A 14,181-nucleotide genomic window follows, 5' to 3' on the forward strand; every position below is an offset into this window, starting at 1 on the left:
GCTGGACGCCGCCCGCGGCGCCCGTTGGGTGGGGCGTTCAAGCTGGAGGGCCTTTATACCGATTTTGGATGTTCTTTGTATGCCGGAATCGCAATGTTGGCCCCAGCACGAGCGCTTCGGAAGATCCGACGGACAGTTCGCGGCGACGGCAGCGGAGCACACCCTCCGGCGTCCGCAGAAAGGTATCCGCATGAGACTCAGAGGGGTGCTTACGGCCGGGTTCGCCCTGCTCTTCAGCCTCGCCACGGGCGTGACAGCGGCCCAGGCCGCACCGACCCCCGCTCCCACGCCGGCGCCCTCCTCCAGGCAGGACCCGAACGACCCGCCGAACCAGGTGGAGGTCCCGGAGGTGTCCACCCTGGCCGCGCCGAACTTCCAGCTCCCGTTCCCCTGCGGGCAGCGGTGGAGCGGCAACTCCAGCGCGAGCAGCGCCCACAGGTCGTACGAGATCGACTTCAACCGGGGCAGCACGGCCGGCGCGGACCTCGGCGACACCGTGGTCGCCGCCGCGGCCGGCACCGTGGTCATCTCCGCCCACCAGGGCTCCACGAACGGCTACGGCAACCTGGTCAAGATCGACCATGGAGGCGGCTGGACGTCGTACTACGCCCACCTGAACTCCCGATCGGTGTCCGCCGGCGCCAAGGTCTCGCAGGGCCAGAAGATCGGCACGGTCGGCAACACCAGCAAGCCCGGCAACAACATCAGCCCGCACCTGCACTACGAGGTCCGCGAGGGCAGCGGCTACCCGGGCAACATCCGCAGGGCCGTCTTCAACGGCGTCACCTTCGGCTACCCGAGCGCCGCCGTGACCTCGAACAACACGTGCGGCGGCGCCACCAACCCGTACACGCCCCAGGAAGTGTGCGGCAGCGGCTACAAAGTGATCGACTCGGCCGCGCTCGGCTCGGCCGGCACCGTCTACCTGCTGTACAACTCCGGCAACGGCTACAACTGCGTGACCACGATCAAGAAGACCTCCCTCGGCAAGGCCACCGCGACCACCGCGTACCTGGAGGTGGCGGGCAGGTCCCGTATCACCGACAGCGGCAACTTCTCCTACTACGCCGGACCTGTGCGGGCCTCGGCCGCCGGCAAGTGCGTCAAGTGGGGCGGCAAGGCCGGCAGCAGCACGTACAACAGCCCGTCCGAACACTGCGGGAGCTGACCCACCATGAAGCTACGCCTCCTCCTGGGCGCCGCCGCCCTCCCGCTGTCGCTGCTGCTCACGCAGCAGCCGGCGGGGGCCGCGTCCGCCGGCCCGATGGCCGACGCCTTCGCCGCCGCCTCCTCCGCGTACGAGGTGCCGCGCGACCTGCTGGTCTCGCTCGCCTACTCCGAGACGCACCTGGACGGGCACCGCGGCGAGCCCAGCGCCGGCGGCGGCTACGGCGTGATGCACCTGGTCACCGGCAAGACCCTCGACCGGGCGGCCGCCCTGACCGGCAGGCCCGTCCCGGCGCTGAAGAGCGACGACGCCGCCAACATCGCCGGCGGCGCGGCCGTGCTGCGCTCCTACGCCGACGCGCTCAAGCTCGACGCCGCCGCCCGCAAGGACGCCGGCGCGTGGTACCAGGCGGTGGCCAGGTACTCCGGCGCCGCCTCGCCCGAGGTCGCCCGGCTCTACGCCGACACCGTCTACGACCTGCTGGCCGGAGGCGTCCGCGCCACCACGCCCGGCGGCGAGAGCGTCACCGCGCCGGCCCGCGCCGTGACGCCCGACCTCGGCCCGTACGCCAAGGCCGGCGACCTCGACCAGCCCCGCGCGCTCGCCGCGAGCACCGACTACCCGTCGGCCGCCTGGGCTCCCGCGCACAGCGGCAACTACGCCGTCTCCAGCCGGCCGTCCAGCGACGCCATCGACCGCATCGTCATCCACGTCACCCAGGGCTCCTACGCCGGGACGATCTCCTGGTTCCAGAACCCCGCCTCCGGCGTCAGCTCCCACTACGTCGTGCGCTCCTCCGACGGGGCCATCACCCAGATGGTCAGGGAGAAGGACCGCGCCTTCCACGCCGGCACCTACAACCGGCGCTCGGTCGGCATCGAGCACGAGGGCTTCGTCGACAACGCCACCTGGTTCACCGACGCGATGTACCGCTCCTCGGCCGCGCTCACCCGCAACATCGCCGACCGGTACGGCATCCCCAAGGACCGCACCCACATCGTCGGCCACAGCGAGGTCCCCGACGCCACCCACACCGACCCGGGCCGCTACTGGAACTGGACCACGTACATGCAGTACGTCACCGGTGACAGCGGCGGCGCCACCAACCCGCACACGCCCGAGTCGGTGTGCGGCAGCGGGTACAAGGTGATCGACTCGGCCGCGCTCGGCTCGGCCGGCACCGTGTACCTGCTGTACAACTCCGGCAACGGCTACAACTGCGTGACCACGATCAAGAAGACCTCCGTGGGGACGGCCACCGCGACCAGCGCGTACCTGGAGGTGGAGGGCAAGGCCCGCGTCACCGACAGCGGCAACTTCGCCTACTACGCCGGACCCGTCCGGGCCTCGGCCGCCGGCAAGTGCGTCCGGTGGGGCGGCAAGGCGGGGACCAGCACGTACGACAGCCCGCTCGAACACTGCGGCTGACCCCCCCTTGTAGGCATTGAGTAGGCCGGGCCGGGCGGTCCGGCCTACCGCCGTGTCAGCCGGTCGCCGCGCCCTTGGCGTACCCCGCGGCGCCGCCCGCGAAGTCGTAGACGACGCACTGCTCGTCGCCCACCACCCAGGCGTCGTGCCCCGGCGTGCAGACGAACACGTCACCGGGCCCCACCTCGGCCTCGCCGCCGTCGTCGGCCCGCAGGCGCAGCCGGCCCTGGACGACGAACCCGTTGTGGTGCACCTGGCACGAGTCGGTGCCCGCGAGCGACCGCACCGACTCCGACCACCGCCAGCCCGGCTCGAACGTGAAGACGCCGAAGCTCAGGCCCTCCAGGCCGCACACCTCGAGGTGGCCCATGGGAAAGTCGCGGCGCTCGTCCGGCTTGTCGATGCTCTTGACCTCGATCATGACGGTCCCCCTTTCCCGTCACTTCCAGTTTAGGACCGGAAGGCATGACCGGCCCGCCTGCTCGGCGCCCGTCCCGTAGGCTCTGGCTGTGCCGCGAAGGGTGATCATCTGGCTGGCCTCGGCCCTGCTGCTGTCGAGCTGCGGCGGCGCCCCCGGCCCCCGCGCCACCTCACCGGCCCCCACCGCCTCGCCCGCTGCCACCGCGTCACCCGCTCCCACCGCGTCGGCCCCGGCTTCCACCGCCACGGCGCATCCGCGGGACACGTCCCGCCGCGGGCGCGGGGCCGCCGACGACATCAACGGCGACGGGCGCGCCGACCTGGTCGTCCAGGTGGACGCGGGCGGCGCGAACCCGTACCGGCTCGCCGTCCTGTACGGCTCGCGCGGCGGCCTCGACCCCGGGCGGCGCACGTTGATCCCGTCCGGCCGCCTCTCGTCCGGGCTGACCGACCGTGGCTTCCGGGCCGACCTCGACGGCGACGGCTTCGGCGACCTGCTCGCCTACGGCGGGGCGGGTGAGCCCGACGACCGGCCCGGGCCGCGCCTGTTCTGGGGCGGGCCGCACGGCATCGACCCCGCCGCCCCGCCCGCCGCCTTCCCGCTGCCCGCCGTGGGCGGGGCCGGCTACCGCGCCGCCGCCGGCGACTTCGACGGCGACGGCGCCGCCGACGTGGCGATGTCCAGCCCGCCCGCGAACCTCACCGTCATGTACGGCCCGTTCAGCCGCCAGGGCGTCCCGGCCCGCCAGACCGTCCAGCCGTCCCCCACCGGCGAGGAGTTCTGGCGGATGGCCGTGGACGAGATCGGCGGGCGGCACGCGACGGGGCTGCTCGTGTACGAGGGTGACGACGGCGAGCAGACCGCCGGCTGGCTGCTCGAAGGGGGCCGCGGCGGGCTGTCGGCGAAGGGACGCAGGCTCAACGAGGGCATGGCGGCCGCGTTCGGCGACTTCGACGGCGACGGCACCAGGGACGTCGCGGTCGGCGACGACGGCAGCCGCAACGACGAGCCCGGCTACGAGACGGAGCCTCCCACCGTCGACAGCACGCTGACCGTCTACTACGGCGGCGGCCGCACCCGGACGTTCAAGGGCCTCCAGGGCGCCGCCGTCTCCGGCGACTTCAACGGCGACGGCCGCGACGACCTCGCCTTCGGCGGAGGGTACGCGGGCGGACGCCCGGTCCGCCTCTTCTGGGGCGCCCCCGGCGGCCTGCGCCCCGGCACCGGCATCACGGGGCTGGGACCGGCCGCGCCACTGGCGTCCGGCGACTACGACGGGGACGGGGACGACGAGCTCGTCCTGGCGCAGACCGGCCGCGGCTTCACCGTCATCACGGCGGACGGCCGGAACATCCTCAACCGCTTCACCCTGCCACCCAGCTGACCCCGCGCCCGCATCCGGACCCTCACCAGCTTCCACCACCTGCCATCCAAACCCTCATCAGTTCCCGGCTCCCGCGACCGGGCGCTCGCCAGCTCCCACGGGCCTGTTCGCGCCGCCCCGCTGTCATCCCCGCAGGCCCATATCCGGACAGGCACACCGAACGCTTCCCTCGCACCGGCCCGATTCCACGGCCGGCTTCTCAGAACAGAGGAAACCTCTATCTCGTTCTCGCCCCTCCAGAATCCGGTCGGGCTGCCCGGCAGCCGGCGTCAGCTCCGTACCGAAGATCTCCGCGCCGCTCACCACCACGTCACGCCGGCGCCGCCGCCACGTACACAAAGATCCTGCCCCGCGACGAGGAGTCAGACGACGAGGACCACCTTGCCGCGCACGTGGCCGCCCTCGACGAGGTGATGAGCGGCCACGGCCGCACGCAGCGGGAACGTCCGGACGGGCAGAGCCAGGCGCCCGGCCGCCGCCTTGCCGACGATCTCACGCAGAGCCGGGAGGGAACGGCCCCCCACCCGCCGCACCCCGTGCTCCTCGACGGCACGCCGGTCGACGGTCGTACCGATGCGGTCGCGGTTCTGGACCAGGGCCAGGCTGGTGGTGATGGCCTGGCCGCCGACCAGGTCCAGGGCGGCGTCCACGCCCTCCGGCGCGAGAGCGCGGACGCGGTCGAGCAGCCCGGGACCGTAGGTGGTGGGGGTGGCGCCGAGGCCGCGCAGGTAGTCATGGTTGCTCTCGCTCGCGGTGCCGATGACCCGCGCCCCCAGATCACGCGCGAGCTGCACGGCGATGGTGCCGACGCCGCCGGCCGCGGCATGGACGAGGAGGACATCGCCGGGCCCCACGCCCAGCTGGGACAGGGCGGTGTGGGCGGTCTGCCCGGCGGCCGGCAGGCCCGCGGCCGTCTCCCAGGGGAGCGACGGCGGCTTGGCGACCAGGCCCGCGATGTCGGCGACCAGGACTTCCGCGTAGGCCTGCGCCGTGGCCGAGCCCACCACGTCCGTGCCGATGGAGAGCGCGCCGTCGCCGGCGGCGTCCGGGCCGACGGCGATGGTGCCGTCGGTGGGGGCGTCGGGGCCGAGGGCGATGATCGTTCCCGCGAACTCGTTGCCCAGGCGCTGCGGGAAATCGGTGGGGTAAGTGCCGGCGAAGTCGCCGCGGCGGAGCTTGCAGTCGACCGGGTTGACCCCGGCCGCGCGCACCCGTATGAGGGCCTGGCCGGGTCCCGGCCGGGGCGTCTCGATCTGCATGGGCCGCAGGACTTCCGGAGGGCCGAAGCGGGTCAGCGCGATGACGGTCGGCATTGGGGGCAGTTCCTCGTCTCGGATGTCGGCGCTCAGCCGGCCAGGGCGTAGGGCTGGGCGGCGCGGGCGGCGCGCAGTGCGGTGCCCCACCAGGTCAGCCGGTCGAACAGGGTGTGTGCCGCGCTCTCGGCCGCCTTGGCGACGGCGGGATCGGTGACGCGCCCGTCCGGATCCACGTGGTCGTGCGGGAAGTGGAAGCTGACCGTGTCGCGCAGCGTGACGGCATGCAGCTCGGCGAGAACCTGGCGCAGCTGCTCGACGGCGCGCAGCCCGCCGGCGACTCCGCCGTAGGAGACGAACGCGACGGGCTTGGCGGCCCACTCCTCGCGTACGGTGTCGATCGCGAGTTTCAGCGAGGCGGGGTAGCCGTGGTTGTACTCGCAGGTCACGATGAGGACGGCGTCGGAGTCGCCGATGCGGCCGGCGAGCCGCGCCCCGGCGGCGGAGCCGCTGAGATCGGCGGGCAGGGACAGGCCGGCCAGGTCGATGACGTCGGCGGTGAACTCGGGCCGGCCGCCGGCGACGCGGGCGGCCCAGCGGCCGATGGCCGCGCCGAAGCGGCCCTGGCGGGTGCTGGCGATGATCAGTGCCAGGCGCAGGGGCTGGTCGTTCACGGGCGGGTTTCCTTGTTCTCGTGGTGGGCGCGTGCGGCGTCACGCGCGGCGGTGAGGCCGGCCTTCAGCTGCTCGCGCTGTGCGGGGGCGAGCCGGCCGAAGGTGAGCCGTTCCAGCTCGGCCCAGGCGGCTCGGATGCGGGGGCACAGGGCGCGTCCGGTGTCGGTGAGGTCGACGTCCATCGCGCGCTGGTCGGTGCGGGACGGCGTCCGCACGATGAGCCGGCCGCGCTCCATGGCCTGCAGGGTCGCGGTCACCGTGGAGCGGTCGCGGCCCAGGAAGCGGACGAGCTCCGCCTGCGGCATCCGGCCGTGGTCCTGCAGGTACAGCAGGACCACCTCCTGCGGGGCCACCAGGCCCAGGTCGGCCAGGAGCGAGGTGGCAAGGGCGGCGTGGGCCCGCACCGCCTGCAGCAACAGCGACCCGATGGGGGCCTCGGTGATCTGCACTCCCGGATGGGAGCGCGCTCCACGCCCCCCAGCACCCTTTGTTGGCATACCAACAAAATAGCGCACATACTGCTGGCATGCCAACAAAAGCTGAGGCTCCCGACCCGCTGGACCCAGGACTGGTCCGTCAGGCCGTGGTCCTGATGATCGGCGGCCTGGCGTCCCTGCTCAACACCACCATCGTGGGAGTCGCCCTGGACGGTGCCCGGATCGCGCTGGACGCCGGCACCGAGCAGATCCAGTGGGTGGCGACCGCCCACCTCCTCACGCTGGCCGTGGTCGTCCCCACGATGCCCTGGGCGCTCAGCCGCGTCGGTGCCCGCGTGCTGTGGCGCGCCGGCCTGCTCGTCTTCGCCGTGGCCTCGTTGCTGTGCGGGGCGGCCTGGTCGGTCACCGGCCTCATCGCCTTCCGCGTCCTGCAGGGGATCGGCGGCGGGCTGATCCTGCCTCTGCTGCAGACCATCCTGGCGACCATGGCGGGCCCGCGGCGGCTGGGCCGGGTGATGGCGCTGGTCGCGGTCCCCGGCCAGCTCGCGCCGCTCCTCGGACCGCTCCTCGGCGGCGTGCTGATCGATGGCCCCGGCTGGCGGTGGGTGTTCTGGGTCAGCGTTCCGCTCAGCGTGGCGGCCCTGATCCTTTCCTGGCGCGGGCTTCCCGACAGCGTCCCCACCGACCGCCGGCCCCTCGACCTGCGCGGACTGCTCCTGCTCTGCCCTGGGCTCGCGGCACTGCTGTACGGCGGCACCCAGCTGACGGCCTCCGCCAACGGCCTGGGCGGCGCGTGGCCGCCGATCGCTCTCGGGACCGCACTGCTGAGCGGCTACGCCCGCCGAGCCCTCCGACGCCGCCATCCACTGGTGGACCTGCGGCTGTTCAGGGACCGCGCGTTCGCCCTGTCCTGCGGGCTGATGCTCCTGGCCGGCGCGTCCATCTTCGGCCCCATGCTGCTGCTGCCGCTCTTCTACCAGCAGGTACGCGGCGCCACCGGCGTGGAGACCGGCCTGCTGCTGGCTCCCCTCGCTCTCGGCACCATGGCCGCGCTACCCCTGGCCGGGCGCCTCACCGACCGCTTCGGACCCCGCCCCCTCCTCATCACCGGCACCGTCGTCGCCGCCGCGTCCACCCTGCCGTACATGATCGCCCCGGCCACAGGCGATCCAGCGCTGTCCATCGCCCTGTTCCTGCGCGGCGCCGGACTCGGCCTCGCGACCGTCCCCATCACCACCGCCGCGTACATGCGCATGTCACCCGAGCAGATCCCCGCGGCGACCACCCTGCTCAGCGTCGTCCAGCGCATCGGAGGCGCCTTCGGCACGGCACTCCTCCTGGCCGTCGTGGCCCGCCACCTCGACGGCGGCGGCTCCGCCCTGCAGGCGTACGCGATCGCCTTCGGCTGCACCCTCGTCCTCTCCCTGATTGCGCTCGCCCCGGCGGCGCTGCTACCGCGCCGCGAACCGACCCCCGCAGATACCAGCGCTCTGACCGAGTTCCCCCGCCGGTGAGCAGGAGCGCGCCGCAGCTGAACGGCGGCCCGTCGCTGGTGAGCAGGAGCCCACCGCGGCTGAATGGCGGCCGGTCACTGGTGAGTAGGAGCCCGCCGCAGCTGAATGGCGGCCGGTCGCTGGCGAGGAGGAGCCCGCCGCAGCTGACAGGAGCCCGCCGCGGCTGAGCGGGAGCCCGCCGCAGGTTAGTGGGAGCTCGCCGCGGGCGAGCAGGCACTGACCCGGGCAGGGCAGCGTTCCCACCGTTCGGCAACCCGCTCCTCCTGCGCCGCGCCATGGCCACCCACGATCACCGGCACGAACGCCTGCCAACGGGGACCCGACCGGTCAGCCGCCGGGGCTGATGAATCCGGATTCGTAGGCGGCGATCACGGCTTGGGTGCGGTCGCGGGCGCCGAGCTTGGTGAGCACGTTGCGGACGTGTGTCCGGACCGTCTCCACTCCCAGGAAGAGGCTGGCGGCGATCTCGGCGTTGGACAGGCCGGTGCTCATCAGGCGCAGCACCTCGGCCTCGCGCTCGGTCAGCCGCGCGGCGCGCAGGCGGTCGCCCGCCGGCCCGCCTGAGGAGCCGTGCGTCTCGACCAGGCGGCGGATCGCCGCGGGGAACAGCAGGGACTCCCCGCGCGCCACCACCCGGACCGCCTCGGCCACCTCGGCCGGGCGGGCGCGCTTCAGCAGGAACCCGCTCGCGCCCGCGCGCAGCGCGTCGTACACGTAGTCGTCGTTGTCGAACGTGGTGATCATGAGCACCCGGGGCGGCAGGGCGGACGTGGCGAGCAGCTGTCGGGTGGCCTGGATGCCGTCGATCGCGGGCATGCGCACGTCCATGAGCACCACGTCGGGCCGGGTGCGCGCGACCATCGCGGGCACGTCGGCGCCATCGGCGGCCTCGCCCACGGCCTCGAGGTCGGGCTGCGCGTCGAGGATGATCCGCAGCCCGACCCTGATCAGCTCCTCGTCGTCGACGACGGCTACCCGGATGGTCATGACGGCCGTCCCTTCGGCAGCCGTACGGACACCTTCCACTGCCCTTCTTCCAGGGCCGCCGTCATGGACCCACCGAGCAGGTCGACCCGCTCGCGCATGCCGATCAGGCCGCGCCCGCCCGTGTGCCGGGGCGTCGAACCGGTGACGGGGTTGGCCACGTCGATGGCGAGGCTGCCGCCGTGCACGGCGACACGCAGCGTGACCGGGACCGGGCCGGCGTGGCGCAGCGCGTTGGTGAGGGTCTCCTGGATGATGCGGTAGCCCTCCCGCGAGACCGGAGCCGGCAGCGAGCCCACCGCGCCCTCGGTCTCGACGTGCACGTCGACGCCGGTGCCGCGTGACTGGGCCAGCAACTTGTCGAGGTCGGCCAGCCCGCGGCGGGGTGATCGATCGGCCGGGCCCCCTTCGCGCAGCATGCCGAGCACGCGGTCGAGGTCGTCCGCGGCCGCGCGCCCGACGTCCTCGATCGCGGTGAGGGCGCGGCGGGCGAACCTCGGATCGGTGTCGAGGACCTCCAGTGCCGCGGCCGCCTGCACGGTGGTCACGGTCAGCGCGTGCCCGATGGAGTCGTGCAGCTCGCGGGCGAGCCGGTTGCGTTCGGCGAGCCGCGTGGCGTGGGCCTCCAGGGTCGCGATGCGCTCGGCGGCCGACGGCCCGAGCAGCACCGGCGCCATCACCGCGGCGAGCGCGCCGAGGCCCGCCACGGTGTAGAGCACGCCGATGAGCAGGACGACGCCGACCAGCGCCAGCCAGCCGGTGTCGTGCTCGTTCAGCGGCCCGACGCGCAGCCCGGCCATCAGCTCTGCATCGACGCCGAACCACTGGGCGATGAAGATCACGCCGAGCACCACGGGGACGGCCAGCAGCAGCCCCACCACACCGCCGATCACCAGGTGCACGGCGAACCACAGGGCGCCACGGACCCTGGTCTCCCTCGTCTCCCTCTTCTCCCGTGCCTCCTGGCCGGTCGCCGGGCCGGTCGTCGCGGGCGGATCAGGCAGGGGGACGCCGAGCAGCGACCGCGCGGCCGCGATCTCCAGGGACCGGGTGCCGCGCAGGAACGGTGGCACGCAGCCGACGAGCACGGCCAGCGCCAGCAGCGGGATCAGCACCCGCGGCGTGGCCGGCACGGTGACCACCCGGACGATCGTGTAGCCGATAATGAGGTAGGGCAGCAGGAGGACACCACCCAGCAACAGGTGGACCCCTCGTCGGTAGGTCACCCCGCTGATCAGCGGGTCGACCAGTGCATGCACCCTCACACCGGCCATTGTCCCCGAACGCTCGCGAGCCCGGGTCACCCTTGTGGGGGATGCGGTTCACCCGGCCAAGTGATGCGCCACCGTAGGCCGCAACGGGATCGTTCTTGCATGACCCGGAAAACGAGAGGGGCCCCGACAACTGCCCCGACAGCAACCCCTTCGGTGGCCCGCTCGGCTCCTTCGGCCTCCTCTTCGGTCCCTTCGGCCTCCTCTTCGGTCCTCTCGGCCTCTTCCTCAGCCGCCCCCTCAGCTCCCTCGGCTCCCTCGGCCCTCGCGGCTCCCTCGGCGGTCTCGACGGCTTCGGCGGTCTCGGCAGTGGCCCCGGCAGTGGGGTCGACGGCTTCTGCAGCGGCCTTGGCGGCCTCCATGTCGGCCGCCGTGCCGGCGCTGCTCCGCTTGCTGCTGATCGCGGCCGGGTGGGCGGCCGGGGCGTGGCTCGCGCTGGTGGCGCCCGGCAACCTGGTGATGCGGCTGTCGTTCGGCATGCTGGACGACCCCGCCCTGGCCGCACAGATCGCCTTGACGATCGGTGGAGTGGCGCTGGTCGTGGCCGTCGAAAGGTGGAGACATCGCACCGCGCCCCGTCGGTCGGAAAGCGGCACGCCGGCCGCGTGGGCCAGGGCCGTCACCATCGCGGCGGCGGCCGTGCCGCTGTTCGGTTTCTCGCTGCCGCACCTGCTCTGGGTGCTCGGCGTGCCGTTCGGGGTGACCTCCACCCAGGCGGCGGACATCGCGGGCGGGGGAGTCTCGGCCGGGTGGATCTTCCTCATCGCGGGTCCCGTGGTGGGCGCCGGGCTCACGTCGGGGCTGGTCAAGCGCTGGGGGCAGGTCATACCGTCCTGGGCTCCGCTGGTGGGGGGCCGCCGCGTGCCGCGCTGGCTGCCCGTCGTCCTGACGGTGCCGGTGGGGCTGCTGATCGGCCAGTACGGCGCGATGATGACCGGCTGCCTGACCTTCGGGATGGCGCGCAGGTGCGCCCCGGCCGGTGGCACCGAGGTGCTCGACGGCAACTGGGGCTTCACCGCCACCTACCCGATCTTCCTGCTGTGGGGTGCGCTCCTGCTGCTGGCCGCCGCCGGATACGCGGACACGACACGATCTTCCGCGGCTGGCCGGCCCCGTTCCGGACCCCGTCACGGCGCGGAGCCGCCACGCAAGGGACGGTTCCGCACGGCGTGGACGGCCGCGCACGCCCCCGTCCCCGGGGTGCCCCGCTGGGCGCGCATCGTCGCCTACGCCATCCCGTACACCGTGTTGCCGTCCAGCCTGTGGCGGATCGCGGCGGTCGTCTTCCACGCGCCCATCGTGAACGGCGATGTCGAGGGCGGCACCGGGAACCTCCCCTCGTGGATGCCGCTCGAGGTGTACGTGGTCATCCTGTCGGTCGTCTCCGAGGTGCTGGCCTTCAGTGCGGTCGGCCTGATCGCGCGGTGGGGAGAGGCGTTCCCCCGCTGGGTTCCGGGCCTGCGCGGACGCAGGGTGCCCACGGCGTTCGCGGTCATCCCCGCGGCTCTCGGTGCCACGGTGCTGACCGTCCTGTGGACCACCGTCGCCGCACAGGGCGCCCTCGGCCGCACGCTCCAGGGGAAACCGATCACCAGCGACAACCCGTTGGCGATGCACGATTCGTTCGACATCGTCGTGTTCTTCGCGAGCTACGCCCCGTTGCTGCTGTGGGGACCGCTGCTGGGCGCGCTCACCATCGCCTACTGGCGGCGACGGCGCCGCACCCGGCCGGAGTGACACGCCGCTCCTTGCCGTGTTCACCGACATTCTCACCACGGCCCGCTGCCCGGCATGACCTGATTCGGCCGCCCGGAGCACCACTGCGCTGCGGGAGCCGCAGCCTTGTCCGCAGGCCCGGTTGCTCGGCCGTGTCTGGTTCCTGAGTCCTGTCCGGTCCTCCCTCGGCCGTGTCTGGTCCCTGAGTACTGTCCGGTCGTGCCTCGGCCCTGTCCGGTCGTGCCTCGTGGTCAGGCCTGGTGCTACCCAGAGCGGTTACCCAGTTCCGCTGCACGGTTCCGCTCAGCCGGGTTCGGCTCGGTGAGTGGTGTCGGCGCGTTCGGGCAGAGCGCCTTACGACAGCCTGGACGGCCGAACCCGGGAGCTGGTCAGTCGAACAGCTGGGTGAGCTTCATCACCAGTTCGTACACCCCGAAGGCGAAGGGCAGGCCGACCCAGGCCCACGCCAGCACCATCAGGCCGGTCCGCCGCTCGTTCACGTTGTCTGCCCTTCCTCCACCGCCACCTGCGCCGGCTTCTCGTGGTACTTGTCGCTGACCGGCCGGATCAGCTCGTTGGCGAGCAGTCCGACGACCAGCAGCCCGATCATGATGTAGAGCGAGGTCGTGTAGAGCGCGGGCCCCGACCGGCCTGCGGTCTCCTGGGCGTCCGCGATGGCGTTGATGATCAGCGGGCCGAGCACGCCCGCGGTGGACCACGCGGTGAGCAGGCGGCCGTGGATCGCACCGACCTCGTACGTGCCGAACAGGTCCTTCAGGTACGCCGGCACGGTCGAGAAACCGCCGCCGTAGAAGGACAGGATGCCGAGCGCGCACAGGATGAACAGCGGCTTCGAGGAGTTGCCCGCCAGCGCGATCACCAGGTAGAGCAGCGCGCCGACGCCGAGGTAGACGCGGTACATGTTCTTGCGGCCGATCAGGTCCGAGGTGGAGGACCAGACGAACCGGCCGGTCATGTTCGCCAGGGACAGCAGCGCCACGAACCCGGCGGCGGCGCCCACCGCGACCGGCGTGGCGGTGTCGGCGAAGAAGTCCCTGATCATGGGGGCGGCCTTCTCCAGGATGCCGATGCCGGCGGTGACGTTGCAGCACAGCACGATCCACAGCAGGTAGAACTGCGGGGTGCGCATCGCGTTGCGGGCCGAGACGTCGGCGTCCGTGATCAGCGGCCTGGAGGCGACGGCGGGCCGCGTCCAGCCCGGCGGCGACCAGCCCTCCCGGGGCACGCGTACCAGCAGCACGCCCATCGACATGAACACCGCGTAGACCACGCCGTGCACGAGGAACGTGCTGGCGATGCCGCCGGTCGAGGCGCCGAACGACTGCAGCATCTGCGCCGACCACGGCGAGGCGATGAGTGCTCCGCCGCCGAACCCCATGATCGCGATGCCGGTCGCCATGCCGGGCCGGTCGGGGAACCACTTGATCAGTGTGGAGACGGGGGAGATGTAGCCGATGCCGAGGCCGATGCCGCCGACGAACCCGTACCCGAACACCACGAGCCAGTACTGCCGGGTGGCCACGCCGAGCGCGGACAGCAGGAAGCCGGAGGAGAAGCAGACCATCGAGACGAACATCGCCCAGCGCGGCCCGTTGCGCTCCACGAGCGTGCCGCCGAAGGCCGCCGACAGGCCGAGCATGACGATTCCCAGCTGGAACGGCAGGGCGCTCTGGGTGCCCGACAGCTGGAGTGAGGATTCGAGAGGGGGTTTGAACACGCTCCACGCGTACGCCTGGCCGATCGCCAGGTGTACGGAGAGCGCCGCGGGCGGCACCAGCCAGCGGCTCCACCCCGGGGCCGCCACGGTGCGAGAACGGTCGAGGAAACTAAGTGCCACCTGCCACGCCTACCACATACAGTATGCAGTATTATAGATCTTTTACGCCGAGCGGTCTGAAACGCGCGACGAG

General features: G+C 72.6%; 13 protein-coding genes. 5 read left to right on the forward strand and 8 right to left on the reverse strand.

The features are described from left to right. Positions 1-190 precede the first annotated feature (190 nt). Positions 191-1,168 carry a M23 family metallopeptidase gene (locus FH608_RS13750; RefSeq protein WP_139630844.1) on the forward strand — a complete coding sequence of 326 codons (978 nt, stop codon included), beginning with the start codon at positions 191-193 and terminating at the stop codon, positions 1,166-1,168. 6 nt (positions 1,169-1,174) lie between these two features. Continuing rightward, positions 1,175-2,596, forward strand: a complete 1,422-nt coding sequence (locus FH608_RS13755) for an N-acetylmuramoyl-L-alanine amidase (protein WP_139630845.1) — start codon at positions 1,175-1,177, stop codon at positions 2,594-2,596. Positions 2,597-2,651: 55 nt separating this feature from the next. Here the strand turns inward: FH608_RS13755 and FH608_RS13760 are convergent, their stop codons facing one another. Beyond that, on the reverse strand, positions 2,652-3,017 hold the full coding sequence (locus FH608_RS13760; protein ID WP_139630846.1) for a cupin domain-containing protein: 366 nt from the start codon (positions 3,015-3,017) through the stop codon (positions 2,652-2,654). A gap of 88 nt (positions 3,018-3,105) precedes the next feature. Here FH608_RS13760 and FH608_RS13765 point away from each other — a divergent pair, with 88 nt between their 5' ends. Further along, positions 3,106-4,401: an FG-GAP repeat domain-containing protein gene (locus tag FH608_RS13765; RefSeq protein WP_139630847.1), complete on the forward strand. Its 1,296-nt coding sequence runs from the start codon at positions 3,106-3,108 to the stop codon at positions 4,399-4,401. A 362-nt stretch (positions 4,402-4,763) separates the two neighbouring features. Here the strand turns inward: FH608_RS13765 and FH608_RS13770 are convergent, their stop codons facing one another. The 3 genes from FH608_RS13770 to FH608_RS13780 are packed head-to-tail and all read right to left on the reverse strand — an operon-like array spanning position 4,764 to position 6,777. Next, positions 4,764-5,714 carry an NADP-dependent oxidoreductase gene (locus FH608_RS13770; protein ID WP_139630848.1) on the reverse strand — a complete coding sequence of 317 codons (951 nt, stop codon included), beginning with the start codon at positions 5,712-5,714 and terminating at the stop codon, positions 4,764-4,766. A 32-nt stretch (positions 5,715-5,746) separates the two neighbouring features. Further along, positions 5,747-6,328, reverse strand: coding sequence for an NADPH-dependent FMN reductase (locus FH608_RS13775; RefSeq protein ID WP_139630849.1), 582 nt, complete (start codon positions 6,326-6,328; stop codon positions 5,747-5,749). Beyond that, positions 6,325-6,777, reverse strand: coding sequence for a MarR family winged helix-turn-helix transcriptional regulator (locus FH608_RS13780; RefSeq protein WP_226899449.1), 453 nt, complete (start codon positions 6,775-6,777; stop codon positions 6,325-6,327). Before FH608_RS13780 ends, FH608_RS13775 begins: the two co-directional genes overlap by 4 nt. Positions 6,778-6,854: 77 nt before the next feature. Here FH608_RS13780 and FH608_RS13785 point away from each other — a divergent pair, with 77 nt between their 5' ends. Continuing rightward, complete coding sequence (locus tag FH608_RS13785) at positions 6,855-8,279, forward strand: DHA2 family efflux MFS transporter permease subunit (RefSeq protein ID WP_139630851.1); 1,425 nt, start codon at positions 6,855-6,857, stop codon at positions 8,277-8,279. 327 nt (positions 8,280-8,606) lie between these two features. On the opposite strand, the gene FH608_RS13790 is transcribed toward FH608_RS13785, so the two are convergent. Then, positions 8,607-9,266, reverse strand: coding sequence for a response regulator transcription factor (locus tag FH608_RS13790; protein WP_139630852.1), 660 nt, complete (start codon positions 9,264-9,266; stop codon positions 8,607-8,609). Then, entirely contained in the window at positions 9,263-10,528 is a 1,266-nt protein-coding gene (locus FH608_RS13795; RefSeq protein ID WP_226899450.1) for a histidine kinase, read from the reverse strand. The genes FH608_RS13790 and FH608_RS13795 overlap by 4 nt, the downstream gene beginning before the upstream one ends. A gap of 366 nt (positions 10,529-10,894) precedes the next feature. On the opposite strand from FH608_RS13795, the gene FH608_RS52655 reads away from it, so the two are divergent. Further along, positions 10,895-12,271: a hypothetical protein gene (locus FH608_RS52655; protein ID WP_226899451.1), complete on the forward strand. Its 1,377-nt coding sequence runs from the start codon at positions 10,895-10,897 to the stop codon at positions 12,269-12,271. A 368-nt stretch (positions 12,272-12,639) separates the two neighbouring features. Here FH608_RS52655 and FH608_RS54715 read toward each other — a convergent pair whose 3' ends face one another. Then, positions 12,640-12,750: an MFS transporter small subunit gene (locus tag FH608_RS54715; protein WP_449866992.1), complete on the reverse strand. Its 111-nt coding sequence runs from the start codon at positions 12,748-12,750 to the stop codon at positions 12,640-12,642. Continuing rightward, positions 12,747-14,075 carry an L-lactate MFS transporter gene (locus tag FH608_RS13805; RefSeq protein ID WP_226899456.1) on the reverse strand — a complete coding sequence of 443 codons (1,329 nt, stop codon included), beginning with the start codon at positions 14,073-14,075 and terminating at the stop codon, positions 12,747-12,749. The genes FH608_RS54715 and FH608_RS13805 overlap by 4 nt, the downstream gene beginning before the upstream one ends. Between the last annotated feature and the right edge of the window lie 106 nt (positions 14,076-14,181).

Source organism: Nonomuraea phyllanthi (assembly GCF_006334985.2).
Classification (GTDB): domain Bacteria; phylum Actinomycetota; class Actinomycetes; order Streptosporangiales; family Streptosporangiaceae; genus Nonomuraea; species Nonomuraea phyllanthi.

What these genes read in the sequence shown, in the direction of transcription:
- FH608_RS13750 (WP_139630844.1), top strand. Translation starts at nt 191, where the DNA reads ATGAGACTCAGAGGGGTGCTTACGGCCGGGTTCGCCCTGCTCTTCAGC.
- FH608_RS13755 (WP_139630845.1), top strand. Translation starts at nt 1,175, where the DNA reads ATGAAGCTACGCCTCCTCCTGGGCGCCGCCGCCCTCCCGCTGTCGCTG.
- FH608_RS13760 (WP_139630846.1), bottom strand. Translation starts at nt 3,017, where the DNA reads ATGATCGAGGTCAAGAGCATCGACAAGCCGGACGAGCGCCGCGACTTT.
- FH608_RS13770 (WP_139630848.1), bottom strand. Translation starts at nt 5,714, where the DNA reads ATGCCGACCGTCATCGCGCTGACCCGCTTCGGCCCTCCGGAAGTCCTG.
- FH608_RS13785 (WP_139630851.1), top strand. Translation starts at nt 6,855, where the DNA reads ATGCCAACAAAAGCTGAGGCTCCCGACCCGCTGGACCCAGGACTGGTC.
- FH608_RS13790 (WP_139630852.1), bottom strand. Translation starts at nt 9,266, where the DNA reads ATGACCATCCGGGTAGCCGTCGTCGACGACGAGGAGCTGATCAGGGTC.
- FH608_RS52655 (WP_226899451.1), top strand. Translation starts at nt 10,895, where the DNA reads ATGTCGGCCGCCGTGCCGGCGCTGCTCCGCTTGCTGCTGATCGCGGCC.